Source organism: Streptomyces spiroverticillatus, from assembly GCA_014650415.1.
GTDB lineage: Bacteria > Actinomycetota > Actinomycetes > Streptomycetales > Streptomycetaceae > Streptomyces > Streptomyces spiroverticillatus.
Map to the genome: position 1 here is coordinate 37,632 of BMUX01000003.1, position 21,337 is coordinate 58,968.

Genomic DNA, 21,337 nt, shown 5'->3' on the forward strand with positions numbered 1-21,337 from the left:
CCTCGGTCGTGTTCGCGGGCGGGCGGGGGGCGGTTCGTCGGCGCCCGGTGCGGGCTACTTGCCGCCGCGACCGGCGGACGGGGCTTCCCAGTCGTTGTTCTCGACCTTCAGCGCCACCGCCCCACGGGCACCCGGCACCTCCCAGTCGTTGTTCTCGACCTTCAGCGCCACCGCCCCACGGGCACCCGGCACCTCCCAGTCGTTGTTGTTCTCGGCCGCCTGGGCCGCACCCTGCGCGCCGAAGGCGAGAACCCCCGCGGTCAGCAGACCGACAACAACCTGCGCGCTGCGGCGGGAAAGCCGGCTGTAGGACGAGTTGCTGTTCACGATGATCTCCCCGTTGCTCGGTGCGGTTTCGCTGTGTTCCTGCGGTGCTTCCTTGCAAGAACGACTTTGCCGTCTGCGGGAGCCGGTCACGAGGGCATATGCGCGCAGCTTGCTGCACCTTCGTTTTCCGCATCGTGCAGCGGTCGCCATCGGGCCCTCACAAAGCCTTCGCCAGCGCCTCCCGACAACTCCGCCCCCACAAACGGAACCTGACAACCCGTCAGAAACCTCCGTTGACAACCCTCGATCATCACTTGAAGATCCAGTAAAAGATGTGGTGCCCGCTCGACCACGGGGGAAGACGAAAATGCCGCACTTGCTGGAGTTTCTGGGTGTGAGCGAGAGAGAGGACCACCTCTACCGCGCACTCCTCCGCCGCGAATCAACCCACCCGCCCACCGACCACCCGGAGCGCCCGGCCGCCGAGCGCCCCGACACGGAATCCCAGGCCCCAGAACCCCAGGCCCCAGATCTCCAGGCCCCGGACCCGGACCTGGACCGACTGGTGACCCTGGGCCTGGCCTCCCGTGCCTCCAACGGAGTCGTACGGCCCGTCCCGCCGCCCCGAGCCGTGGACGCCCTCATAGACGGCCGCCTGCGCGCCCTGCGCGAGGAACTGGAGAGCGAGGTCACCCAGCGCGCGGTCCTCGAATCCCTCTTCCGCGAACGCCGCGCGGCCACCCCGTCGCCGCACGCCGGAGCCGGCTCCGAGAACAACCAGATGATCACGCACCTGTACGGCATCGACGCCGTACGGGAAGCCATTGACGAGCTGACCTTCTTCGCCCGCTCGGAAGACCTGACCACACACCCGCGCGGCGTGATGTCGCCGGAGTCCATCGCCGTCTCCCGCCCCATCAACATGCGGCTGCTGCGGCGCGGAGTGCGGATGCGCATGATCCTGGGGTCGGCGGTCCTGCGGGACGAGGCCAGCCTGGCGTACACGCGGGAACTGGTGACGCACGGAGCGGAGATCCGGGTCTCCCACCACCCCATCGAACGCGTGATCATCGTCGACCGGCAGGCCGCGCTCACCCCCATCGACCCCACCCTCACCGCCAAGGGCGCCCTCCTCGTACGCGAACCGGGCCTGGTCTCCACCCTGATCACCCTCTACGAGCGCATGTGGGCGGCCGCCGAGGAACTCCCCGGCGAGGACACCGACCTCCCCTCCGACATCGAACGCAAGGTGCTGGCCCTCCTGCGCACGGCCGACAAGGACGAAACCGCCGCCCGCCACCTGGGCGTCTCGATCCGCACCTACCGCAAGCACCTCGCCACGCTGATGCGCCGCCTGGGAGCAGCCAACAGAGTGGAAGCGGCCCTCATAGCCAACGAGCGCGGCTGGCTCACCTGACCCACCCCTGCACGAGGGCCCCGGTTCTCCGCGCGTCAGCGACGCCGCGACCGGGGCCCTCGCCCGTACCCCTGCAACTCCTGCCGAATCCGCTCGGCCTTTCCGCGTACGACGCCGACGGGCAGCCCCTGCTCAGGACGCTCGACGGGGACTTCGGCTGGGCGGACGGCGCCCCGTACGACCGGGTCGCCGCGACCTACGCGGTGCCGCAGGTCCCGTACGCCTGGGTCGAGCAGAGCGTCGCGCCCGAGGGGCGGATCGTGACGCCGTGGGGTGTCCCGGGACGGCGGCCGGACCTGGGGCCCGTCCGGCGTCTTCGCCTTCGCCATCCCTCGTACGGGGGATGGCAGGCCCGATACTTTCGAACTACTTTGAAAGTCATGAGCGCCGACAGGGCTGAGCAAGCCGACAGAAACGCAGCGGTGAACTTCTCCGAACTGGTCAACAAGAACAAGCAGACCCTCGCCCGCCTCAAGCAGACCCCCCGACTGCTGCTGCACCGCCGGGACGGCGAGGACCTCGTGCTCACCACGGCCTCGCGGGCGGCGCAGGACCAGACCGTGGTGTCGGCGGCGACCCGGATGCTGGCCGCCATCGCCCGCCGCGAGCCCGGCAGCATGGAACTGCTGCTGGACGTGCTGCCGGAGGCATTCCCCTGGGTGCGCTTCCTGCCGGAGCAGGACGTGCACGCCTTCGCCGTGGAACTCGTGTCCACCATGCGAGCGGCGGAGTCCATCGCCAACACCGCCTCCGTCGCCCAACTCCTCACCGCCTGGCAGCACACGGCCGAAGTCCACTCCGACCCGGAGCTGCTGGCCGCACTGACCACCGATCACGGCGCGGACTACGGGGCCGCTCCCGACCCGAGGGGCGTGGTGTGACGGCAGGACGCGGCGACCGGGCGGCCCCGCCCGCGCCACCACAGGCTGAAGGGCACTCTCGCGCACGGCACCCATCGCGGGCAGACCTGCGAGCAGTGGCAGATCGAGGTGACCGGCGGCGGTCGCATCTGGTACCTCGTGGACACCCTGCGCACCACGTGCTGGATCGCCTACGCGGGTACGGCGCATCCACGCGCTACGGACTGAACCGAGCCGTCGCACCTCGTGATCACAACTCCGCTCCATCGCACACCCGTTGACCGAATATCGGTCAGAAGCCCTCACAAATGGATCCTCAGCGGACGATCAACGGGCAAGGGATGGTCAAAAAGTTGTGAGGCAATTGTTGGCAGCCCGTCAACTCCGGTCATTCGATGTAACTCTCACATCGCTTCAGCTCTTACCCCCCACGGAACGAGTGATGGAGAGCGCATGAACCCCCAGAAGAGCTCTGTCCGCACGTCTGCAAACAGCACAGCGAAGAAGAACGGCACGCGTGCCGCCGCCCTCGCCGCAGCCGCCGCCATGGTGGTCGTCGGTGTGCAGGCCGGTACCGCCACCGCCGCCCCCGAGAAGGCGGACACGGCGCAGGCCCTCTCGGTCTCCGCCAAGGCCGCCGCCATTCGGGCGAACAACATCAAGTCGGCCCAGGCCAACGCCACTTCCGCCGCCAGAAGCCTCCAGCTCGGTGCCGGTGAGAAGCTCGTCGCCCGCGATGTCATCAAGGACGCCAACGGCACCGTGCACACCCGCTACGAGCGGACGTACGACGGTCTGCCCGTGCTCGGCGGTGACCTGGTCACCCACGTCGCCAAGGGCGGAAAGCTCAAGGGCGTCGACAAGGCGACCGACGCGAAGATAGCCGTGGCGTCGACGACGCCGAAGGTGAAGGCCGCGGCCGCCGCCCGCAAGGTGATCTTCGCCCTCAAGGGCAAGCCCGTACTCGCCTTCGAGACCGTGAAGACGGGCACGAAGAAGGACGGCACGCCCAGCCGCCTGCACACCGTCACGGACGCCAACTCCGGCAAGAAGCTGTACGAGTTCGACGAGATCGAGACCGGTACCGGCAGCAGCATGTACAGCGGGGAAGTCCCGCTGTCGACGACGAAGGGCGGCTCGGGCTTCGAGCTGACCGACGGCGAGCGCGGCGGCCACAAGACGTACGACCTCAAGGGCGGGCAGTCCGGGACGGGCACGCTGTTCACGGACGCCGACGACAAGTGGGGCAACGGCAAGGCGGACGACGCCCAGACCGCCGCCGCCGATGCCGCGTACGGCGCCGCCATGACCTGGGACTTCTACAAGTCCGAGCTGGGTCGCAACGGCATCGCCGGTGACGGCAAGGCCGCCTACTCCCGCGTCCACTACGGCAAGGCGTACGTCAACGCCTTCTGGGACGACAGCTGCTTCTGCATGACGTACGGGGACGGGATCGGCAACACCCACCCGCTGACCGCCATCGATGTGGCGGGGCACGAGATGAGCCACGGGCTCACCGCCGCCACCGCCAACCTGGAGTACGCCGGCGAGTCCGGCGGGCTCAACGAGGCCACCTCCGACATCTTCGGCACCGCCGTCGAGTTCTTCGCCAAGAACAAGGAGGACGTCGGGGACTACCTGATCGGCGAAAAGATCGACATCAACGGGGACGGCTCGCCGCTCCGTTACATGGACAAGCCCAGCAAGGACGGCCAGTCGCTCGACTACTGGGACGAGAAGGCCGGGGATGTGGACGTGCACTACTCGTCCGGCATCGCCAACCACTTCTTCTACCTGCTCGCCGAGGGCAGCGGCGCCAAGGAGATCAACGGGGTGAAGTACGACTCGCCCACCAAGGACGGGTCGAAGGTCACGGGCATCGGCCAGGAGAAGGCGTACAAGATCTGGTACAAGGCCCTCTCGACCTACATGACGTCGACCACCGACTACAAGGCCGCCCGTGAGGCGACCCTGAAGGCGGCCGGCGACCTGTACGGGGCCGACGGCGTCGAGGCGAAGACCGTGGCCGCCGCCTGGACCGGGGTCAATGTGAAGTAACGCTCAGGCGTTCGGAGTTGCGGGGCGCTCGCCCCCGTAGAGCCAGACGTCCCAGACCGCCGACAGATCCGCGCCCGTCTTCTTCTCGACGAACGCGGTGAAGTCGGCGGTCGACGCGTTTTTGCCCCGGTACGCCGCCGGCCACTCCTCCAGGATCTCGAAGAAGGTGTCGTCGCCGACGGCCTGGCGGATCTTGTGCAGGACCATCGCGCCGCCGTAGTAGACGGGGGACTCGGAGACGTACTTCGGGCCGGGCGGGCTCGCGGGCGGGAACTCCCAGTTCGCGTCGGCGGCGAAGGCTTCCTCGAAGGACTGCTGGGCGGTGTTGCCGCCCTCCAGCTCGTCCTCTTCCCAGAGCCATTCCGCGTACGTCGCGAAGCCCTCGTTCAGCCACATGTCCGTCCAGCCCTTGGGCGAGACGGAGTTACCGAACCACTGGTGGGCGATCTCGTGGAGCTGGGCCTCGTCGAGCGACGCGCCTTCGCCGTCGGTGACGCCTGCGTAGACCGGCTTGGTCTGGGCTTCGAGTGCGTATCCGACGTCACCACGCCCCCGCGTGACGACCGAGCCGATCGAATCGAAGGGGTACGGGCCGAAGTAGGTCACCGCCCAGTCCATCAACTCCGGAATCTGCTTGCGGAGTTCGAGGCTCGACGCGTCGACGGACTCCTCGGCCGCCGCGTACACCGGCACCGTGCGCTTCGGTGTCTTGCCGTCCGCCTCGAACTCGGCGTTCGCCTTCGACTCCCAGATCTTGAAGTCGCCGATCGTCACCATCGCCAGGTAGCTGGCCATCGGCTCGCGCATCTGCCAGTCGAAGGTGGTGCGGCCGTTCGCGGTGCGGGGAGGGGTCTTCAACTCACCGTTGGAGATGGCCGTTTGACCCTGGGGGACGGTGATTTTGATGTCGTACGTCGCCTTGTCGGCGGGGTGGTTGTTGCCGGGGAACCAGGCCATGGAGCCTGCGGGCTGGCCCACCGCCACCGAGAGCTTCTTGTCCTTCGGGCGCAGCCAGCCCTCGCGGGCCTTGTCCACGTCCTTGACCTCCTGCGGGCTGCCCGAGTAGCGGACGACCGCCGTGAACGTCTCGCCCTTGCGCAGGTCCCGCTTGGGGCGCAGCGTCAGTTCCGTACCGGCCTGGCGGGCGGCCGCCTGCTCGCCCTCGACGGTGGCGGAGTCGACGGTGAGCCCGGCCAGGTCGAGGTTGAAGGCGCTCAGCTCCTGGGTGGCCTTCGCGGTGATGGTGGCGGTGCCCTTGAGGCGGTTGGTGGCGGGGGTGTAGTCGAGGTCGAGGGCGTAGTGGGCGACGTCGTAGCCGCCGTTGCCCAGCTTGGGGAAGAGGGGGTCGCGCAGGCCGTGCGCACCAGGGGTGCCGGTGGGGACGCCCTCGCCGGTGCAGCCGCTGACCGCTGCCGCCAGGAGGAGGGCGACGGTCGCGGTAGGGGTACGGAGGGGGCGGCGGCTGCGGGAGGGCATCCCTCGATCCTAAGCGGGGCGGGGCGGACGGGTCCTCGTACCGGCGAGCGGGTCCTCGTACCGCAGGAGCAGGTTCCCGTACCGCACGCGCGGACCCTCGTACCCGACGAGCCGCCCCCGCCGACAGCCGTCAGGGCACCAGCACCACCTTGCCCACCGTCCGCCGGTTCTCCAGGTCGGCGTGTGCCCGGGCCGCCTCCGCCAGCGGGTAGAGCTGGACGGCGGGGCGCAGGACGCCCTCGGCGGCCAGTGCCAGTGAGCGGGTCTCCAGGGTGCGGATCGGGTTGGGGCCGCCGCCCGCCCTGGCCAGCATGGGCGGGCCGAGGACGACCTCGCTGGTGATGGCGCGGTCGGCGAGCTCGGCCTCGGTGAAGGTGAGGGGTTCGCCGTCGTGGACGCTCTTGCCGGACCAGCCGAAGACGAGGTGGTGGCCGCCGGGGGCGAGCAGGTCGACGGCGGCCAGGCCGGTGTCGCCGCCGACCGAGTCGAAGACGATCGTGGCGCCGCCGATGCCGCGCGAGGAGAGGAACGAGGTCACCTGCTCCTGCCAGTCGGGCTGGAGGTAGTCGACGGCGAGGTCGGCGCCGTTCTTCTCGACGAGGGCGACCTTGGCGGGGCCCCCGGCCAGGCCGATGACGGTGCCGCCCACGTGCTTCACGTACTGCACGAGGAGGGTGCCGATGCCGCCCGCCGCCGCCGGTACGACGGCGACCGTGTCCGCCGTGACCTCGGTGAATCCGAGGATGCCGAGGGTGGTGCGGCCGGTGCCGATCATGGCGACGGCCTCGGGGTCGGTGAGGCTGTCGGGTACGGGGTGGAGCTTGGCGGCGTCGGTGACGGCGGACTCCGCGTACCCGCCGGCGGGGGTCTGGGGGTTTCCCCCAGAAGAGAGGGGCATGCCGAGGTGGGCGACGACGCGCCGTCCGAGCCAGGACGGGTCGGTGCCCTCGCCGAGCGCGTCGACGGTGCCCGCGACCTCGCGGCCGGGGACGGTGGGCAGGGCGGGCGGCGCGGGGAAGGGGCCCGGTTCGCCCCGGCGCAGGGAGGTGTCGAGGAGGTGCACGCCGGACGCGGTGACGGCTATCCGGACCTGGCCGGGGCCCGGCGACGGGGTCTCGGTCGTCTCGTACGTCAGGTTCTCGGCGGGGCCGAAGGCGTGGAGGCGGATGGCGTGCATGGCAACTCCCTGGTTCTGTCCGGCCGTTGGTGTGACCTTCGACCTCGTGGAGATCACCCTCCAACCTCAAGCGCGATTGAGGTCAAGGGATCGGGAGGCACGGAGTGCGAGCGAGGCGGCCTCCAGGGCGCTGTTGAGGGAGACCTCGGCGAGCAGGCCGGGGGCGGCGACCTGGTCGCCCGCGAGGTAGATGCCGTCGCCCCGGTCGACGGCGGGCCGGTCGCGCCAGGTGGTGCCGGGCAGGTCGAGGGCCCCGGTGCGCCCGGCGGCGAGGGCTTCGGAACGGTGGGTGACCCGGTCCCGCCAGCCGGGGAACCCAAGGTCGAGCAGCCGCTCGGCACGCGCGATGCCCACGCTCCTCGACTCCCCCTCCTCGACCGGCAGTTGGGCCTGCACGAGCTGCTCACCGGCCGGAGCCAAGGACGGATCCTGCGCCGTGAACCGCTCGATCCACCCCGGTGCGTCCAGGTCCGACACGATGAACGCGTCGCCGCGCCGGGTGCGCAGCCCGAGGTCCAACAGGGCGGTCCGCCCGCTCTCCCCGGCCAGGGAGTCGTCGCCGAGGAGGGCGCGGGCGGCGGCGAGCGAGGTGGCGACGACCACGGGCCCGCGCGCGGCGGCGTCGGCGAGGCCTCCCGGAGTGACACGGGACGCGGTCTCGATACGTACACCGAGCGACCGCGCCCTCCCTGCCAGCCGCTCCACCACCGAACTCCAGCCCCCCACCGGGTACTTGGCCTCCGGGGGCATGGCCAGCACGCGTCGCAGCCGCTCCTGCACGAAGCGGGCGGAGAGGGTGCCGGGGTCGTGGTGGAAGAGGGCGACGGCGGCGGCGTTGGCCGCGTACCGGGCGTGCCGCTCGCCGACGAGCGAGGCGGCCCAGGAGAAGAAGTCCCGGTCGACCGGGGCCAGTTGGGGATCGCGCCGCCCGAGCCGGATCACGGCGAGCGGAGGCGTCCGCCGCAGGGCGCCGTCGCGGTGGAAGCGCATGCGGGCGGCGGCGGACAGGGGGACGGACGCCACGGGCCCGATCAGATCCCGCTGCTGGAGCCAGGTCCAGAGGGGGCCGCGCGAGTAGAGGGCGTGGGGTCCTTCGTTGGTCTTGTACGGGGACGATTCGGCGGTGCGGGCCCGGCCGCCGGGGCTGCGGTGGGCCTCGTGGAGGGTGACGCGGGCGCCGGCCTCGGCGGCGGTGACGGCGGTGACGAGCCCGGCGAGACCGCCGCCGACGACGGTGAGGGTGGTGGTGCTGCTGCTCATGGCGGGTGCTCCCGGTGGCTTGGTGGCTGGGCCTTCGGGAGTGGGACGGACGGGCCCCGCCGGAATGTGACATCGACGCCGGAGGAGTTCGAGGAATTCTTCGACCGGGCGTTGTCAGTGGCGTGGGGCAGCATGGGGACATGGCACGCGAGGCGAAGAAGAAGAACGAGGTCCCGGCCGTACGACGCGCCCAGGTGCGGCTCCCCGAACTGGAGCCGTTCGGGGGCGGGGAGCTGGAGTCGGAGGGGGACTACGACGGCCTGGAGTTCCGGGACGTGGACTTCGCGGGCCAGGAGGGGCGGGGCTCGCGCTTCATGGACTGCGGGCTGTACGGGGTGGCGCTGGACGAGACCCGGCTCGGGCGGGTGCGGGTCATGGACTGCGTGCTGGAGCAGGTGCGCGGGGTGGGCACGCAGCTCGCGGAGGCGTCGCTGCGGGACGTGGAGGTGATCGACGCACGGCTGGGCGGGACACAGCTGCACGGGTCGGTGTGGGAGCGGGTGGTGGTGCGGGGCGGAAAGATCGACTTCGTGAACCTGCGGAAGGCGAAGCTGACCGACGTGGTCTTCGAGGGCTGCGTGCTGGTGGAGCCGGACTTCGGGGACGCGCGGCTGACGCGGGTGGAGTTCCGGGACTGTGTGCTGAAGGGGGCGGACCTGAGCGGGGCGACGCTCAAGGACGTCGACCTGCGGTCGGTGGCGTCGCTGGAGATCGCCCGGGGGGTGGAGCGGCTGCGGGGCGCGGTGATCAGTACGGGGCAGATGCTGGATCTGGCTCCGGTGTTCGCGGGGGCGATGGGGGTGCGGGTGGAGGGGTGAAGGGGTGAAGGCCGGGGGCCGGTCAGTCGATGCGGGGGAACTTGGCCTGGAGGGTCCAGAGGGCGGGGTTGTCGGCGAGGCCCTCGTGCATGTCGGTCAGGTCGGCGATCAGGTCGTGGAGGAAGTCGCGGGCCTCGCGGCGCAGCAGCCGGTGGCTGAAGGTCAGTGCGGGCTCCTCGGCCGGCATCCAGTCCGCCTCGACGTCCACCCACCCGAAGCGGCGCTCGAAGAGCATCCGGTCCGTGGACTCGGTGAAGTCCAGCTCCGCGTACTGCCGGTGCGCGGAGCGGTTCCCGCGCGGGTCCTGGTCGATCTGCTCGACGATGTCGCACAGCGCCCACGCGAAGTCGAGCACCGGCACCCATCCCCAGGCTGTGGAAACCTCCCGGTCCGCCTTGACGTCCGCGAGGTACACGTCCCCGCAGAACAGGTCGTGCCGCAGCGCCCGTACGTCCGCACGGCGGTAGTCCGTCTGCGGGGGATCGGGGAAGCGGCGGGAGAGGGAGTAGCCGATGTCGAGCACGTTCCCGATGGTCGCACGGGAGGGGGCGGGACGGAGAAACGTATCCGCGCACACGTTCGGGTGAAGAAGTCCGCTCACGGCAGCAGCCGCTGCTCCTTCGCCACCGCGACCGCGCCCGCCCTCGTGTCCACGCCGAGTTTGGCGTAGATGCGGCCCAGGTGGGTCTTGACCGTGGCCTCGCTGATGAAGAGGGCGCGGGCGATCTCGCGGTTGCCCAGGCCGTGGGCGAGCTGGGCGAGGATGTCGGACTCGCGGTCGGTGAGGGTGGGGCGGCCGGTGCCCCGCATCTGGGCCATGACGCGGCTGGCGACCGGCGGGGAGAGGGTGGTGCGGCCCTGGGCGGCGGAGCGGATCGCGGCGAAGAGTTCCTCGGGGCGTTCGGCCTTCAGGAGGTATCCGGTCGCCCCCGCGGCGATGGCGCGGGTGATGTCGGCGTCCGTGTCGTAGGTGGTGAGGACCAGGACGTGGGGGCCGGTCCCGGCGATGCGGCGGGTGGCCTCGACGCCGTCGATGCCGTCGCCGAGCTGGAGGTCCATCAGGACGACGTCGGGGGCGAGCTTGGCGGCGGTCGCGACCGCCTCCTCCCCGTTCCCTGCCTCGCCGACGACCTCGATGTCCGGCTCGCTGGAGAGGAGGGCGAGGAGCCCGGCCCGTACGACCACGTGGTCGTCGCAGAGCAGGACCCGTACGGGAGTGGTCGTCGTCATGGCTGGGGCTCCAGGGGGATCGCGGCGGACAGGACCGTGCCCTCGCCGGGGGCGGACTCGACGGCGAGGGTGCCGCCGAGCTGCTGGACGCGGGCGCGGATCGCGGGGAGGCCGTGGCCCCGTACGGCGGACGGGCCCGGGAGCGTACCGGCCTCGAAGCCGCGGCCGTCGTCCGCGATGTCGAGGACCACCTGATCATCCAGGTAGGTGAGGGTGAGCGCGGTGGTGGTCGCGTTCGCGTGTTCGCGGACGTTGGCGAGGGCGCCCTGGGCGATGCGGAGCAGGGCGGACTGGACGCGGTCCGGGAGGGGTGCGGCGGGGGCGGTGCCGTCGATGTGGAAGCGGGCGTTCTCGCGGCCGGCGACCGCACGCAGCGCCTCCTCCAGGCCGCCGCCGCGTGCGCCCGCCTCGGCGAGGTCGGCGGGGGCCAGGTCGTGCACGAACCGGCGGGCCTCGGCGAGGTTGCGCTCCGCGATGGAGGTGGCGGTACGGACGTGGCGGCGGGCGGTCGCCGGGTCCGTGTCCCAGGTGCGGTCGGCGGCCTGGAGCAGCATCTGCTGGCTGGACAGGCCCTGCGCGAGGGTGTCGTGGATCTCGTACGAGAGACGCTGACGCTCGGCGAGGGTGCCCTCGCGGCGTTCGGTGGCGGCGAGTTCGCGGCGGGTGCGGATGAGGTCGTCGATGAGGGCGCGCTGGCGGGCGGCCTGCCGCTGCATGTACACGAACGTACCCGCCGCGACGGCGGCCACGGCGGGCGGTGCGAGCAGCATGGTCGGGTCGAACTGCCCTTTGGAGAGCTGGAGTTGGGCCGCCACGACGAAGGCCGTCAGGAGGGCGACGAGGGCGAGGGCGGTACGGGTGGGGAGGGTGCGCAGCCCGGTGTAGAAGAGCGGAACGGCGCACCAGGCGAAGCTGGGGGCGAGGACGACGAGCACCACCCAGACGGCGACGACGATGCCGAGGTGGACCCGGGGCCGGACCCACGCCGGAGTCCGGCCGATGGCGGGCCGCCGGTCGGGCCGGACCACGTAGAAGAGCACGTGGAGCACGGCCAGCGCGGCACTCAGCCCGATGATCCACGGGGTGCGGGTCTCACCGGGGTGCCGGAGCAGGAACCGGGCGAGGGAACCTCCGAGGAGGAGGAAGAAGGCGACGTGCATGAGGAGGGCGAGGGGGCGGGCGTCGGGGTCGCCACCGGGGGAGGCGGAGGCACTCTGCCCAGGGGTTGAGGCACCCTGCCGGAGGGCCGCAGCGCCCTGCCCGAAGGTCGGGTTCCCCGGTGAGGGGTTGGGGGGCGTGGTGTGTGCCATGGGCTCCGGGTCCTCGTCGGGGGTGTGTCGGCCGTGCGGTGCGGGGGCGGGGGCGTCCGCTCCGGGTTGGGCGCGTGGTGCGGGGGCGGGGGCGTCCGCTCCGGGTGGGGCGGGCGGCCGCGTCCGGCGGTCGGGGGCCGCGCCCCGGGGGACGGGGTCGTCCGTCACCGGTGGCGGCCCCTGACCGAGCACCGTACATACCGCCGCACACCGCCCCGTACACCCCCATCCTCAACCCCCAGGACCACCCCCGCATCAACCGATCGGCTGACCCCCGCATCGGCCCTGCGGTCCGCCGGGAGCAGCCGGTGCACCGACCGTACGGGGCCGGGTCCGCGCCCAGGATGGAGAGCAGAAGGAGCCAGGCAGTCCCGCCGCTCCGGCAGCACCTCCCCCTCCCTCCCCTGGAGTCCACCATGCGCAAGCTGTCCGTCCGTGCCCGTGTCCTGACCGCCTCCGCCGTTCTCGCCGCCGTCGGCGCCGGTACGTTCGGTGCCGTGAGCGCCAACGCCTCCGCCCCCGCCGCCGAGACCAAGGCCGCCGTCGCCGCCGACGCCTCGAACCGCAACCTCCAGCAGTCCACGCACCTGACCGTCGCCGCCGCGACCAAGGCCGCCGAGGCCGTCCTCGACGCCGCGAAGAAGGAGAACCAGCGCGTCTCCGTCGCCGTCGTCGACCGCAACGGCAACACCATCGTCACCCTGCGCGGCGACGGCGCCGGCCCGCAGTCGCCCGAGTCGGCCGTGAAGAAGGGCTACACCGCCGTCTCCTGGAACGCCCCCACCTCCGAGCTGGCCAAGCGCCTCGCCCAGGCCCCGAACCTGAAGGACATCCCCGGCACGCTGTTCCTCGCGGGTGGTGCGCCGGTGCAGGCCAAGGGTGCGCCGGTGGCGGGCATCGGTGTCGCGGGGGCGCCGAGTGGTGACCTGGACGAGAAGTTCGCGCAGGCGGGTGTGGCTGCGCTGGGGCGCTAGCCGCTTCGGCCGGGGGTGGGGGGGCTCGTTGCCCCCACCGCCTCCCCCGGGACCGCTTCTCGGTGCGCCGTCGGCCGCTTCGGCGGGGTGGGGGTGAGGGGCTCGCTGCCCCTCACCCCGGACCACTTCCCGGTGCGCCGCCGGTTCAGCCCGGGCTCCCTGGCCAAGGGGGTCCCCAGCCCCGCCCCTTCACCTAAACCCGCGGGGCAAGGGGACCGGTCTCGTGCGGGTGCGTCGTGGCTGGCGTCTTGCGCAGTTCCCCGCGCCCCTAAATGCCCCCCCGGAATCAGGAAGGCCCCGCCATGTCCCCCACCCCCGACCAGCGCCTCCTCGCCGCCTCCGTGGCCGGTGACAGTGTCGGCGTGCGGGCCGCTCTCCGTGACGGGGCCCGTGTCACCGCCCGGGACGCCGAGCTGCGCACCCCCCTTCTCCTCGCCGCCCTCGGCAGCCACGTCGACGCCGCCCGGGCCCTCGTCGCCGCCGGGGCCGACGTCAACGCCCAGGACCTGCGCGAGGACAGCCCCTGGCTGGTCACCGGCGTCACCGGCAGCGTCGCGATGATGCGCGTACTGCTGCCCGCCGGCCCCGACCTCACGCTGCGCAACCGCTTCGGCGGCATCTCCGTCATCCCGGCGAGCGAACGCGGCCACGCCGAGTACGTCCGGGCCGTGCTCGCCGAGACCGACACCGACGTCGACCACGTCAACCGGCTCGGCTGGACCGCCCTGTTGGAGGCCGTCATCCTCGGCGACGGCGGCCGCGCCCACCAGGAGGTCGTCGAGGTCCTGCTCGCCGCGGGCGCCACCCCCGACCTCGCCGACGGCGACGGCGTCACGCCCCTCACCCATGCCGAACGCCGCGGGTTCACCGTCATCGCCCACCTGCTCCGGCAAGCGGAGAGCGCCGCGCTCCCCCACCACCCCGGGACCCCCTCATGAAGACCCGCCTCGCCCTGTGGGCCCTCCTCGTCACCGTCACCCTCAGCCTCCTCGCCGGATGCGCGGGTACGGGTTCCGGTTCCACCGAGAGTGCCCCCGAGCGGCCCCGCCCCGCGACCGTCACCCCGACCGCGCCCACGCCGAAGGCCACCGCCACCCCCGCCGGCACCCTCCTGGTCGCCGACTTCGACGCCGACACCGTCACCTTCGTCGACCCGGCCCCCGGCAAGGGGCCGATCGGCTCGGTGCGGGTCGGCACCGCCCCGTACGGTCTCGCCGTCGGCAAGGACGGCCGCGCCTGGGTGGCGACCGCCGAGGGCGTCGCCGTCGTCGACACCCGTACGCGTACGAACCTCGGCCGCATCCCGTACGCGACGAAGGCGGACGGCCCCGCGACCATGGGCGAGTACCGGGCGGGCGGCATGGGCATCGCCCTGTCCCCCGACGGCAAGCACGCCTACGTCGGCGTCAACGTGCCCGACGCACGCGGGGTGCTGGAGGTCGTCGACACGGCCACCCGCAAGATCACGGACACCGTCCCGGTCGGCCGCCGCCCCTTCGACGTCGACGTCTCCGCCGACGGCCGCGAGGTCTACGCGACGGGGCACGACTCGTACGACGTGACCGCCGTCCGCACGGACACCCTGAAGGCCCGCCGCCTCGAAGTCGCTCCGTACGGTACGGAGGGCGGCCTCGGCTCCTGGCTCAAGCCGCACTACGCGGCCGTGCGCCCCGCCGACGGCAAACTCCTCCTCCCCTTCGAGGGCGAACGTCTCGCCGTCCTCGACCCGCGCACCGGCAAGGTCACCGTCGAGCCGATGACCGCCAACACCCACCAGCACGGGGCGGCCCTCGCCCCCGACGGCACCCTCTTCGTCGTCGGTACGGGCCCGATCGGCGGCGACGACGCCGCCGCCTCCCTGACGATCCGTCGGCCGGACGGCACGGAGCGGGTGATCCCGCTGGACGGGGCCCACGAGGACATCGCGGTCGCCCCCGACGGGCGGACGGCGTACGTCACCGGCGGCTTCACCCGGGAGGGCTCCTGGGACGGGGTCACGGTGGTCGACGTTCCGACCGGTGACACCCGTCGGGTGGCGGGCGGGGTACGGCCGCTGGGCATCGCGGTCCTGGGCTGAGCCCCGACCTCCCCCGAACCCCGCAAGGCCCGGCTCCTCCCCCGAGTCCGGGCCTTGCGGCCCCCCGCCGCGCCGCTAACCCGCCACCCTCCCCAACGCCTCGTCCGTCAGCCGGTACACATCCCACTCCCCCTGCACCCTCGCCCCCATCGCCTCGTAGAAGTCGATCGCCGGCCGGTTCCACTTCAGCACCGACCACTCCAGCCGCTCGTACCCCCGCTCCACGCACACCCGCGCCAGCTCCGTCAGCAGGGCCTTCCCGTAGCCGCCGCCCCGCGCCGTCGGCCGTACGTACAGGTCCTCCAGGTAGATCCCGTGCACCCCGCGCCACGTCGAGAAGTTCAGGAACCACAGGGCGAAGCCGACGACCGCCCCCTCCCCGTCCTCCGCCACATGCGCGAAGGCCGCCGGGTGCTCGCCGAAGAGGGCCTCCCGCAGGTGCTCCTCGCTCGCCCGGACCTCGTCCAACGCCTTCTCGTACTCGGCGAGTTCCCGCACCATCGCGTGGATCTCCGGAATGTCCTCGACCGTCGCTCTACGAATCATGACCGCACCCTAAGCAGGGTCTCCGCGACGACCACGTGAATATCCGGAATGCGGACCTCGCCGTCCTCCAGCTCCCACAGGCAGTCCTGGAGCACCCGCCCGAGCGTCCACGCCACCGCCCTCTCCCGCTCCAGCCCCATCACCTCCACCATCAGATCGAACCGCCGCACCACCTCCCCCGCCTCGAACCGGTTCCTGATCGCCGGGAACAGCTCGAACCCCGGGTCCCCCGCGAGCGGCTTCGGGTCGATGACCACCCACCGTTCGGCCCGGCCCGAATCCGCCCTCGGCGCCAGCACGTTCTCCCCGTGCAGGTCCCAGTGCAGCAGCCGGTCCCCGGCCTCCCCAGCCACCTCCCGCACCGCCCCCGCACACCGCTCCAGCAGCCGGCGCTCCCCCGCGTCCGCCAGCTCCGGCAGCAGTTCCGATACGTCGTCCAGCATGGCGGCGGCGAGGTCGCCGAGCCTGCGCATCCCCGCCGGGGCCGCCACCGTGTTCAGCCGGGCAAGCTTCTCCGCGATCACCCGTACGCCGTCCAGCGCCTCCCGCACCCCGCCCAGCGACCTCCCCTCGTCGAGCCGCTCCAGCAGCAGCGCGCCCCGGGCCTCGTCCGCCGCCAGCACCTCCACCACCCCGAGCCCCGCCCAGGCCCGCAGCGCCGCGGCCTCGCCCTCGTTCTCCTCGTCCCGGAGCTGGAGCTTGAGCACGGCCGGCCGCCCGTCCGCCTCCCGGACCACGGGCACCACCAGCGCCGCCGCCCCGTGCATCACCCGGCCGTCGAGCCGCAGCCCCCACCCGTCCAGGCACTCCCGGGCCAGGCCCGGCAGCTCCGCCACCCAGTCCCGCCCCGCCTCCCCGTTCCACCGCAGCTGCGGCTCCACCAGTCCCGCCGGGACCTCGACCTCGTACCGCTCACCCATCCGCGCACCTCCTCCCTTGCCAATCGCCGTACGAGACGAGAATGCCCGCACGAATCACCCGAAACCGCCACAATCGGTCCATGCCACGCCCCCTCCGCACCGTCCTCGGCTACCTCCGTTCCGCCCCCGGCACCCATCTCTGGCTCCTCGCCCTGCTCCTCACCACCGTCGTCATCCGCCGCATGGACCCCGCCTTCGCCGACGAGTTCCTCCGGCAGCGCTCCACCAACATCCACCAGCTCTCCCAGCACCCCAGCCGGGTCCTGATCTCCTCCGCGTTCTGGATCGACGGCGGCGGCTGGCTGCTGTACGCCGTCCTCTACTCCCTCTTCCACGCCCCCGCCGAACGCTGGCTCGGCACCCTGCGCTGGCTCGGTGTCGTGCTCGCCGCGCACGTCGGCGCGACGTACCTCAGCGAGGGCGTCCTCGGCTGGGCGATCAAGCACGGCATCGCCCCGCCGCAGTCCGTCAACACCCTTGACGTCGGGGTGAGTTACGCGCTCGCGGGCGTCGTCGCCGTCCTCACATACCGCATCCCGACGCCCTGGCGGTACCTCTACCTCTTCGCCGTCCTCACCTTCTACGCCCTCCCTCTCGTCAACGGCCGCACCTTCACCGACCTCGGCCACTTCACCGCCGTCCTCATCGGCCTCGCCTGCTACCCCCTCACCCGGAGCCCAAGGAATCCAGCGCCGCAGCATCCCCGGCAGCCCCGTACTCCTCCATCAGCTCCGCCCAGAACCCCAGCTCCCTGACCTCCGCATGCCGCAGCCGCTTCCCGCCCGCCGTCGGCCGCAACCGCTCGTACGCCTCCCGCAACCCCTCAGCCACCCCCACCGTCAGCAACTCCAGCCGCTCCCGCACCAGCAGGTCCCAGTCCACCGCACCCGGCCCCCGCCCCTCCCGGTGCAGCTCCACCAGCGGCAACTGCCGGCCGACCGCCCACACCGCCAACTGCGGTACGTCCCGCCACAGATGGGCATGCCCGTATCGCTTCCCGCGGCCCATCCGCGCCACCACACCGCGCACGCACCGGGCGATCTCCACCGCCCGCAGCACGCCCACCGCCTCGGTGTTCTCGTTGAACACCGTCCGGTACGACTCTCCGCCCCGGTCCGACCACAACCGCTCCCTTCCCGCGGCGCCGTCCGCCGCGTGCGCCACCTCCAGCCGGGACCCCGGTGCCAAACACGCCAGCGCCGACGTCGCCTCCTCAACCGTCATACACCGCTCGCCCGCATAAGGTTCCCGCACCTCTCCCCTGCGCACCGCGAACCGCACCCCGTCCTCCCGGAACTGCCGCATCAGCCGCAGCACGTTCGGGTCCCGGACCAGCTCGTCCTGAGCCGTGGCGGGATTGCGCCGCCGGTCCTCCGCGTCCAGTTCGCCCCGTACGGTCTCCACAACCGGCCCGGTCACCAACTCGACCCGCAGCAGCGCCCGCTTCAGCCACTCCCCGGGCAGCCCCTCCGCGACCGCCTGCCGCAACACCCCCAACCGCTGCACCCCGTCCAGCACTTCGGGCTGCTCGACCTGGACCGTGCCCGACCCCCGCAGCCCACCGGGCAGCACCCGCACCTCCTGCGCCGCAAGCACCACCGACCCCACCACCCCGAAGTCGTACGGCCGCTGCCACAACAGCTCCGTCAGCTCGACGTTCGCGTCGCTCTCCCCAAGGAACCCGCGCCGGCCCCCCTCCCACTCCCACTCCACCAGCTGATCGGCACCCACCCACGCCGACCAGCGATGATCCCCGACCCGCTCCACCCTCTCCGACTTCAGAACCAGCCCCTCGAACGACGAGGGCACGGACGACGACACCAGCTGCGGCGGCAGAAACAGAACTTCGGTCATGCCCCGTCCAACGCCCCCACCACCCTCAAGGTCGCGCCCGCACATCCGCACCCCGCACCATCACCACGCCCGCCCCACCCCCACCGCCGCACCGGGCCCCGCCTCCACCACCACGCCCGGCCCGCCCCCACCACCGCCCCCACCCCGACACACCGTCGAGCCGCGCCCCCCGAGCGCGCCCCCCGACGCCCATTGCGCCCCCCACCCACGCCCGCTAGCGTCCCGGCACCACCGCCGACCAGCCCCGAAGCCGAACAGGACGAAGGCCACCATGAGCAGCACCCCCACCCCCCGCACCACCAACGGAGGCATCTCCTTCTGGTACGCCGACCACGGCATACCCACCCCCCGCGAGCCCCTCCCCGGCGACACCACCGCGGACGTCTGCATCGTCGGCGGCGGCTACACCGGCCTGTGGACCGCGTACTACCTCAAGAAGGCCGTCCCCTTCCTCAACATCACCGTCCTCGAAGCCAAGTTCTGCGGATACGGCGCCTCCGGCCGCAACGGCGGCTGGCTCTACAACGGCATCGCGGGCCGCGACCGCTACGCGAAACTCCACGGCCAGGAGGCCGCCACCCGCCTCCAGGACGCCATGAACGACACCGTCGCCGAGGTCGTCACCACGGCCGCCACCGAGGGCATCGACGCCGACATCCACCAGGGCGGCGTCCTCGAAGTCGCCTACACCCCCGCCCAGTTCAGCCGCCTCAAGGCATTCCACGCCACCGAGGTCGCCTTCGGCGAGAAGGACCGCATCCTCCTCGGCGCCCGCGACACCGCCGCCCGCATCAAGGTCGCCGGAGCCGTCGGCTCCACCTGGACCCCGCACGGCGCCCGCCTGCACCCCGCCAAACTCGCCAAGGGCCTCGCCGACACCGTCGAGGCGCTCGGCGTGACGATCCACGAGTCCACCCCGGTCACCGCCATCGAGCCCAAGCACGCCCGCACCCCGTACGGCACCGTCCGCGCCCCGTACATCCTGCGCTGCACCGAGGGCTTCACCCCGAACCTCAAGGGCCAGAAGCGCTCCTGGCTCCCCATGAACTCATCCATGATCGTCACCGACCCGATCCCTCCCCACCTCTGGGAGACCATCGGCTGGGACGGCCGCGAGAACCTCGGCGACATGGCACACGCCTACATGTACGCCCAGCGCACCGCCGACGACCGCATCGCCCTCGGCGGCCGCGGCGTCCCGTACCGCTTCGGCTCGAAGACCGACAACGACGGCCGCACCCAGCCCGCCACCATCGCCGCCCTGCGCGACATCCTGGTCCGCTTCTTCCCCACCCTCGCAGGCACCGGCATCGCCCACGCCTGGTCCGGCGTCCTCGGCGTCCCCCGCGACTGGTGCTCCACCGTCACCCTCGACCGCTCGACGGGCCTGGGCTGGGCGGGCGGTTACGTCGGCTCGGGCGTCGCCACCACCAACCTCGCCGCCCGCACCCTGCGCGACCTCTTCCTCCAGGACTCCGGCCAGGGCGGCACCACCGACCTCACCACCCTCCCCTGGGTCAACCACAAGGTCCGCAAGTGGGAGCCGGAGCCCTTCCGCTGGCTGGGCGTCCAGGGCATGTACGCCGCGTACCGCGAGGCCGACCGCCGCGAACTGACCGGCCGCACCGCCGAAACCAACCCCATCGCCCGCATCGCCGACCGCATCGCGGGCCGCTGAGCCCCTCACACGTAAACGAGGATCTTCCCCCGCAACCGGCCGCGCTCACCACGAGTGTGCGCGGCCGCCAGGTCGCAGAAGGGGAAGGAGCTGTCGATCCGGCTGCGGAACGTCCCCGCCGCCACCCTGTCGAGCACCGAACCAAGCGGTTCCGCTGTCGGGGTCCGGCTGCCCGTAGAGATACGTACACCGAGTGACGCGTCCTCGAATCCGGCGATGGTCACCACCCGCCCCGGATCACCGGTCAGCCGGACGGCGACCGCCGGAAAACCGTGGCCGGCCGCGTCGTACACCGCATCGACCCCGCGCGGATCCAGGTCCCGGATCCGCTCCTCCACTCCGTCGCCGTACGAAACGGGTACGGCACCCAGAGACCGGACGTAATCGTGGTTGGACTCGGAGGCCGTACCGATCACCGTCACCCCCGGCGCGACGAGGAGCTGGACGGCGGGCCCGGACGGGGCCGGAGTCCGAAGGTTGTCCATGAGCGGTTTCTCCTGATGCGGTGTCCGCCGTCGGGTCCGCCACACGTGCGGGAGGGCGTCCGGTCCTGGTGGGGTTCGTACGTCATGCCTCGTACGTCATGCCTCGTACAGGGAGCGCGGGGCGCGGGTCCCCGGAAGGCGACCGGAAAGGTCAGTCGACGGGCACGGCACGCACCGCACCCGTGTCGGCCGACTGCGCCCAGGCCGCATAGGCACGCAGTGCCGTCGTGACGGGCCGCTCGGCGCGGACCGGGCGGTATCCCGTACGTTCCCGCTCCGCGCGGCGCTCGCCCAGCTCCGCCTCGGGAACCTCCAGCCGCAGGCCACGGCCCGGGATGTCGACCGTGATCAGGTCACCGTCGACGACGAGGGCGAGCGGGCCCCCGGCGGCCGACTCGGGCGAGACATGGCCGACCGAGAGACCCGAACTCCCGCCGGAGAAACGGCCGTCGGTGACCACCGCCACCGTCTCGGCCAGGCCCCGATCACCGGCTGGAACGCCGCGTACCTCGACCTGTACCCGAACGTGGCCACCGTCGATGCGGCCGAACGCAACCTCCTCTGGCTGGTGTTCACCGACCCCTACGTCCGCAGCCCGCTGCCGGACTGGGAAGTGACCAGCCGCCGCTTCCTCGCCGAATTCCGCGCCGAGGCCGGACCCAGGGTCGGCGACCTCGCCCAGTCCCCCGCCGTCCAACGGCTGCTGGAGACGAGCCCGGAGTTCCGGGCGGCCTGGCAGGACCACCACATCGAAGGCTTCACCTCCCGGCTGCGCGCCTTCGACCACCCCACTTCGGGCCCGCGCTACTTCGAACACCACCGCCTCGCCCCCGCCGACCACCCCGACCTGTACGTGGTCGTCTACACCCCGGCACACGGTGCAGGACAAGAACGACCTTCACGACGTCGGTGACACGACGGGGCAGCAGC

At 72.1% G+C, this 21,337-nt stretch carries 21 protein-coding genes and 2 pseudogenes; 11 read left to right on the forward strand and 12 right to left on the reverse strand.

Features of this window, described 5'->3' with window-relative positions; all coding sequences use genetic code 11:
• Window positions 1–54: 54 nt before the first annotated feature.
• Window positions 55–327, reverse strand: a complete 273-nt coding sequence (locus tag IE269_RS08210; protein WP_189822150.1) for a hypothetical protein — start codon at window positions 325–327, stop codon at window positions 55–57.
• A 334-nt stretch (window positions 328–661) separates the two neighbouring features.
• Between IE269_RS08210 and IE269_RS08215 the strand changes: the two genes are divergently transcribed.
• From IE269_RS08215 to IE269_RS08230, 4 genes and pseudogenes are all read left to right on the forward strand, one after another.
• A complete protein-coding gene (locus IE269_RS08215) occupies window positions 662–1,684 on the forward strand; it encodes a helix-turn-helix transcriptional regulator (protein WP_189822151.1) in 1,023 nt (340 codons plus the stop codon).
• 128 nt (window positions 1,685–1,812) lie between these two features.
• A pseudogene (locus IE269_RS43000) lies at window positions 1,813–1,950 on the forward strand (protein-L-isoaspartate O-methyltransferase); the annotation flags it as partial.
• Window positions 1,951–2,064: 114 nt separating this feature from the next.
• Window positions 2,065–2,565 (forward strand): hypothetical protein, encoded by a 501-nt coding sequence (locus tag IE269_RS08225; protein ID WP_189822731.1) that lies wholly within the window; start codon window positions 2,065–2,067, stop codon window positions 2,563–2,565.
• A 432-nt stretch (window positions 2,566–2,997) separates the two neighbouring features.
• Window positions 2,998–4,602 carry a M4 family metallopeptidase gene (locus IE269_RS08230; protein WP_189822152.1) on the forward strand — a complete coding sequence of 535 codons (1,605 nt, stop codon included), beginning with the start codon at window positions 2,998–3,000 and terminating at the stop codon, window positions 4,600–4,602.
• A gap of 3 nt (window positions 4,603–4,605) precedes the next feature.
• Here the strand turns inward: IE269_RS08230 and IE269_RS08235 are convergent, their stop codons facing one another.
• From IE269_RS08235 to IE269_RS08245, 3 genes are all read right to left on the reverse strand, one after another.
• On the reverse strand, window positions 4,606–6,078 hold the full coding sequence (locus IE269_RS08235) for a M1 family metallopeptidase (RefSeq protein ID WP_189822153.1): 1,473 nt from the start codon (window positions 6,076–6,078) through the stop codon (window positions 4,606–4,608).
• A gap of 130 nt (window positions 6,079–6,208) precedes the next feature.
• On the reverse strand, window positions 6,209–7,255 hold the full coding sequence (locus IE269_RS08240; RefSeq protein ID WP_189822154.1) for a zinc-binding dehydrogenase: 1,047 nt from the start codon (window positions 7,253–7,255) through the stop codon (window positions 6,209–6,211).
• Between the two features lie 66 nt (window positions 7,256–7,321).
• Window positions 7,322–8,515 carry an NAD(P)-binding protein gene (locus tag IE269_RS08245; RefSeq protein WP_189822155.1) on the reverse strand — a complete coding sequence of 398 codons (1,194 nt, stop codon included), beginning with the start codon at window positions 8,513–8,515 and terminating at the stop codon, window positions 7,322–7,324.
• A 140-nt stretch (window positions 8,516–8,655) separates the two neighbouring features.
• On the opposite strand from IE269_RS08245, the gene IE269_RS08250 reads away from it, so the two are divergent.
• Window positions 8,656–9,333 (forward strand): pentapeptide repeat-containing protein, encoded by a 678-nt coding sequence (locus IE269_RS08250; RefSeq protein ID WP_189822156.1) that lies wholly within the window; start codon window positions 8,656–8,658, stop codon window positions 9,331–9,333.
• A gap of 22 nt (window positions 9,334–9,355) precedes the next feature.
• Here the strand turns inward: IE269_RS08250 and IE269_RS08255 are convergent, their stop codons facing one another.
• The 3 genes from IE269_RS08255 to IE269_RS08265 form a co-directional block, all read right to left on the reverse strand.
• The gene (locus IE269_RS08255) at window positions 9,356–9,856 is read right to left on the reverse strand and encodes a hypothetical protein (protein WP_189822732.1); all 501 of its coding nucleotides are present in this window, start codon (window positions 9,854–9,856) and stop codon (window positions 9,356–9,358) included.
• Between the two features lie 74 nt (window positions 9,857–9,930).
• Window positions 9,931–10,563 carry a response regulator gene (locus IE269_RS08260; protein ID WP_189822157.1) on the reverse strand — a complete coding sequence of 211 codons (633 nt, stop codon included), beginning with the start codon at window positions 10,561–10,563 and terminating at the stop codon, window positions 9,931–9,933.
• Window positions 10,560–11,873, reverse strand: a complete 1,314-nt coding sequence (locus IE269_RS08265; protein WP_189822158.1) for a sensor histidine kinase — start codon at window positions 11,871–11,873, stop codon at window positions 10,560–10,562. The genes IE269_RS08260 and IE269_RS08265 overlap by 4 nt, the downstream gene beginning before the upstream one ends.
• Before the next feature lie 416 nt (window positions 11,874–12,289).
• On the opposite strand from IE269_RS08265, the gene IE269_RS08270 reads away from it, so the two are divergent.
• From IE269_RS08270 to IE269_RS08280, 3 genes are all read left to right on the forward strand, one after another.
• The gene (locus IE269_RS08270) at window positions 12,290–12,847 is read left to right on the forward strand and encodes a GlcG/HbpS family heme-binding protein (protein ID WP_189822159.1); all 558 of its coding nucleotides are present in this window, start codon (window positions 12,290–12,292) and stop codon (window positions 12,845–12,847) included.
• A 302-nt stretch (window positions 12,848–13,149) separates the two neighbouring features.
• Window positions 13,150–13,785 (forward strand): ankyrin repeat domain-containing protein, encoded by a 636-nt coding sequence (locus tag IE269_RS08275; RefSeq protein ID WP_189822160.1) that lies wholly within the window; start codon window positions 13,150–13,152, stop codon window positions 13,783–13,785.
• Window positions 13,782–14,924 carry a beta-propeller fold lactonase family protein gene (locus IE269_RS08280; protein ID WP_189822161.1) on the forward strand — a complete coding sequence of 381 codons (1,143 nt, stop codon included), beginning with the start codon at window positions 13,782–13,784 and terminating at the stop codon, window positions 14,922–14,924. The genes IE269_RS08275 and IE269_RS08280 overlap by 4 nt, the downstream gene beginning before the upstream one ends.
• Before the next feature lie 75 nt (window positions 14,925–14,999).
• Here the strand turns inward: IE269_RS08280 and IE269_RS08285 are convergent, their stop codons facing one another.
• Window positions 15,000–15,470 (reverse strand): GNAT family N-acetyltransferase, encoded by a 471-nt coding sequence (locus tag IE269_RS08285; protein WP_189822162.1) that lies wholly within the window; start codon window positions 15,468–15,470, stop codon window positions 15,000–15,002.
• Window positions 15,467–16,390, reverse strand: coding sequence for an aminoglycoside phosphotransferase family protein (locus IE269_RS08290; protein ID WP_189822163.1), 924 nt, complete (start codon window positions 16,388–16,390; stop codon window positions 15,467–15,469). Before IE269_RS08290 ends, IE269_RS08285 begins: the two co-directional genes overlap by 4 nt.
• An 80-nt stretch (window positions 16,391–16,470) precedes the next feature.
• Between IE269_RS08290 and IE269_RS08295 the strand changes: the two genes are divergently transcribed.
• Window positions 16,471–17,145: a rhomboid-like protein gene (locus tag IE269_RS08295; RefSeq protein WP_229897479.1), complete on the forward strand. Its 675-nt coding sequence runs from the start codon at window positions 16,471–16,473 to the stop codon at window positions 17,143–17,145.
• On the opposite strand, the gene IE269_RS08300 is transcribed toward IE269_RS08295, so the two are convergent.
• Complete coding sequence (locus IE269_RS08300) at window positions 17,057–18,244, reverse strand: hypothetical protein (protein WP_189822164.1); 1,188 nt, start codon at window positions 18,242–18,244, stop codon at window positions 17,057–17,059. The genes IE269_RS08295 and IE269_RS08300 overlap by 89 nt on opposite strands.
• A gap of 271 nt (window positions 18,245–18,515) precedes the next feature.
• Between IE269_RS08300 and IE269_RS08305 the strand changes: the two genes are divergently transcribed.
• Window positions 18,516–19,922: an NAD(P)/FAD-dependent oxidoreductase gene (locus tag IE269_RS08305; RefSeq protein ID WP_189822165.1), complete on the forward strand. Its 1,407-nt coding sequence runs from the start codon at window positions 18,516–18,518 to the stop codon at window positions 19,920–19,922.
• A gap of 5 nt (window positions 19,923–19,927) precedes the next feature.
• Here the strand turns inward: IE269_RS08305 and IE269_RS08310 are convergent, their stop codons facing one another.
• Window positions 19,928–20,407 (reverse strand): zinc-binding dehydrogenase, encoded by a 480-nt coding sequence (locus tag IE269_RS08310; RefSeq protein ID WP_189822166.1) that lies wholly within the window; start codon window positions 20,405–20,407, stop codon window positions 19,928–19,930.
• 151 nt (window positions 20,408–20,558) lie between these two features.
• A pseudogene (locus tag IE269_RS08315) lies at window positions 20,559–20,891 on the reverse strand (dihydroxy-acid dehydratase); the annotation flags it as partial.
• Between IE269_RS08315 and IE269_RS08320 the strand changes: the two are divergent.
• Window positions 20,814–21,320: an MmyB family transcriptional regulator gene (locus IE269_RS08320; RefSeq protein ID WP_189822167.1), complete on the forward strand. Its 507-nt coding sequence runs from the start codon at window positions 20,814–20,816 to the stop codon at window positions 21,318–21,320. The pseudogene IE269_RS08315 and the gene IE269_RS08320 sit on opposite strands and share 78 nt — an antisense overlap.
• The last annotated feature ends 17 nt before the right edge of the window (window positions 21,321–21,337 follow it).

Coding starts and splice junctions, on each gene's coding strand:
- IE269_RS08225 (WP_189822731.1), top strand. CDS start 2,065: ATGAGCGCCGACAGGGCTGAGCAAGCCGACAGAAACGCAGCGGTGAAC.
- IE269_RS08230 (WP_189822152.1), top strand. CDS start 2,998: ATGAACCCCCAGAAGAGCTCTGTCCGCACGTCTGCAAACAGCACAGCG.
- IE269_RS08235 (WP_189822153.1), bottom strand. CDS start 6,078: ATGCCCTCCCGCAGCCGCCGCCCCCTCCGTACCCCTACCGCGACCGTC.
- IE269_RS08240 (WP_189822154.1), bottom strand. CDS start 7,255: ATGCACGCCATCCGCCTCCACGCCTTCGGCCCCGCCGAGAACCTGACG.
- IE269_RS08245 (WP_189822155.1), bottom strand. CDS start 8,515: ATGAGCAGCAGCACCACCACCCTCACCGTCGTCGGCGGCGGTCTCGCC.
- IE269_RS08250 (WP_189822156.1), top strand. CDS start 8,656: ATGGCACGCGAGGCGAAGAAGAAGAACGAGGTCCCGGCCGTACGACGC.
- IE269_RS08260 (WP_189822157.1), bottom strand. CDS start 10,563: ATGACGACGACCACTCCCGTACGGGTCCTGCTCTGCGACGACCACGTG.
- IE269_RS08265 (WP_189822158.1), bottom strand. CDS start 11,873: ATGGCACACACCACGCCCCCCAACCCCTCACCGGGGAACCCGACCTTC.
- IE269_RS08270 (WP_189822159.1), top strand. CDS start 12,290: ATGCGCAAGCTGTCCGTCCGTGCCCGTGTCCTGACCGCCTCCGCCGTT.
- IE269_RS08275 (WP_189822160.1), top strand. CDS start 13,150: ATGTCCCCCACCCCCGACCAGCGCCTCCTCGCCGCCTCCGTGGCCGGT.
- IE269_RS08280 (WP_189822161.1), top strand. CDS start 13,782: ATGAAGACCCGCCTCGCCCTGTGGGCCCTCCTCGTCACCGTCACCCTC.
- IE269_RS08285 (WP_189822162.1), bottom strand. CDS start 15,470: ATGATTCGTAGAGCGACGGTCGAGGACATTCCGGAGATCCACGCGATG.
- IE269_RS08290 (WP_189822163.1), bottom strand. CDS start 16,390: ATGGGTGAGCGGTACGAGGTCGAGGTCCCGGCGGGACTGGTGGAGCCG.
- IE269_RS08295 (WP_229897479.1), top strand. CDS start 16,471: ATGCCACGCCCCCTCCGCACCGTCCTCGGCTACCTCCGTTCCGCCCCC.
- IE269_RS08300 (WP_189822164.1), bottom strand. CDS start 18,244: ATGACCGAAGTTCTGTTTCTGCCGCCGCAGCTGGTGTCGTCGTCCGTG.
- IE269_RS08305 (WP_189822165.1), top strand. CDS start 18,516: ATGAGCAGCACCCCCACCCCCCGCACCACCAACGGAGGCATCTCCTTC.
- IE269_RS08310 (WP_189822166.1), bottom strand. CDS start 20,407: ATGGACAACCTTCGGACTCCGGCCCCGTCCGGGCCCGCCGTCCAGCTC.
- IE269_RS08320 (WP_189822167.1), top strand. CDS start 20,814: ATGGCCGACCGAGAGACCCGAACTCCCGCCGGAGAAACGGCCGTCGGT.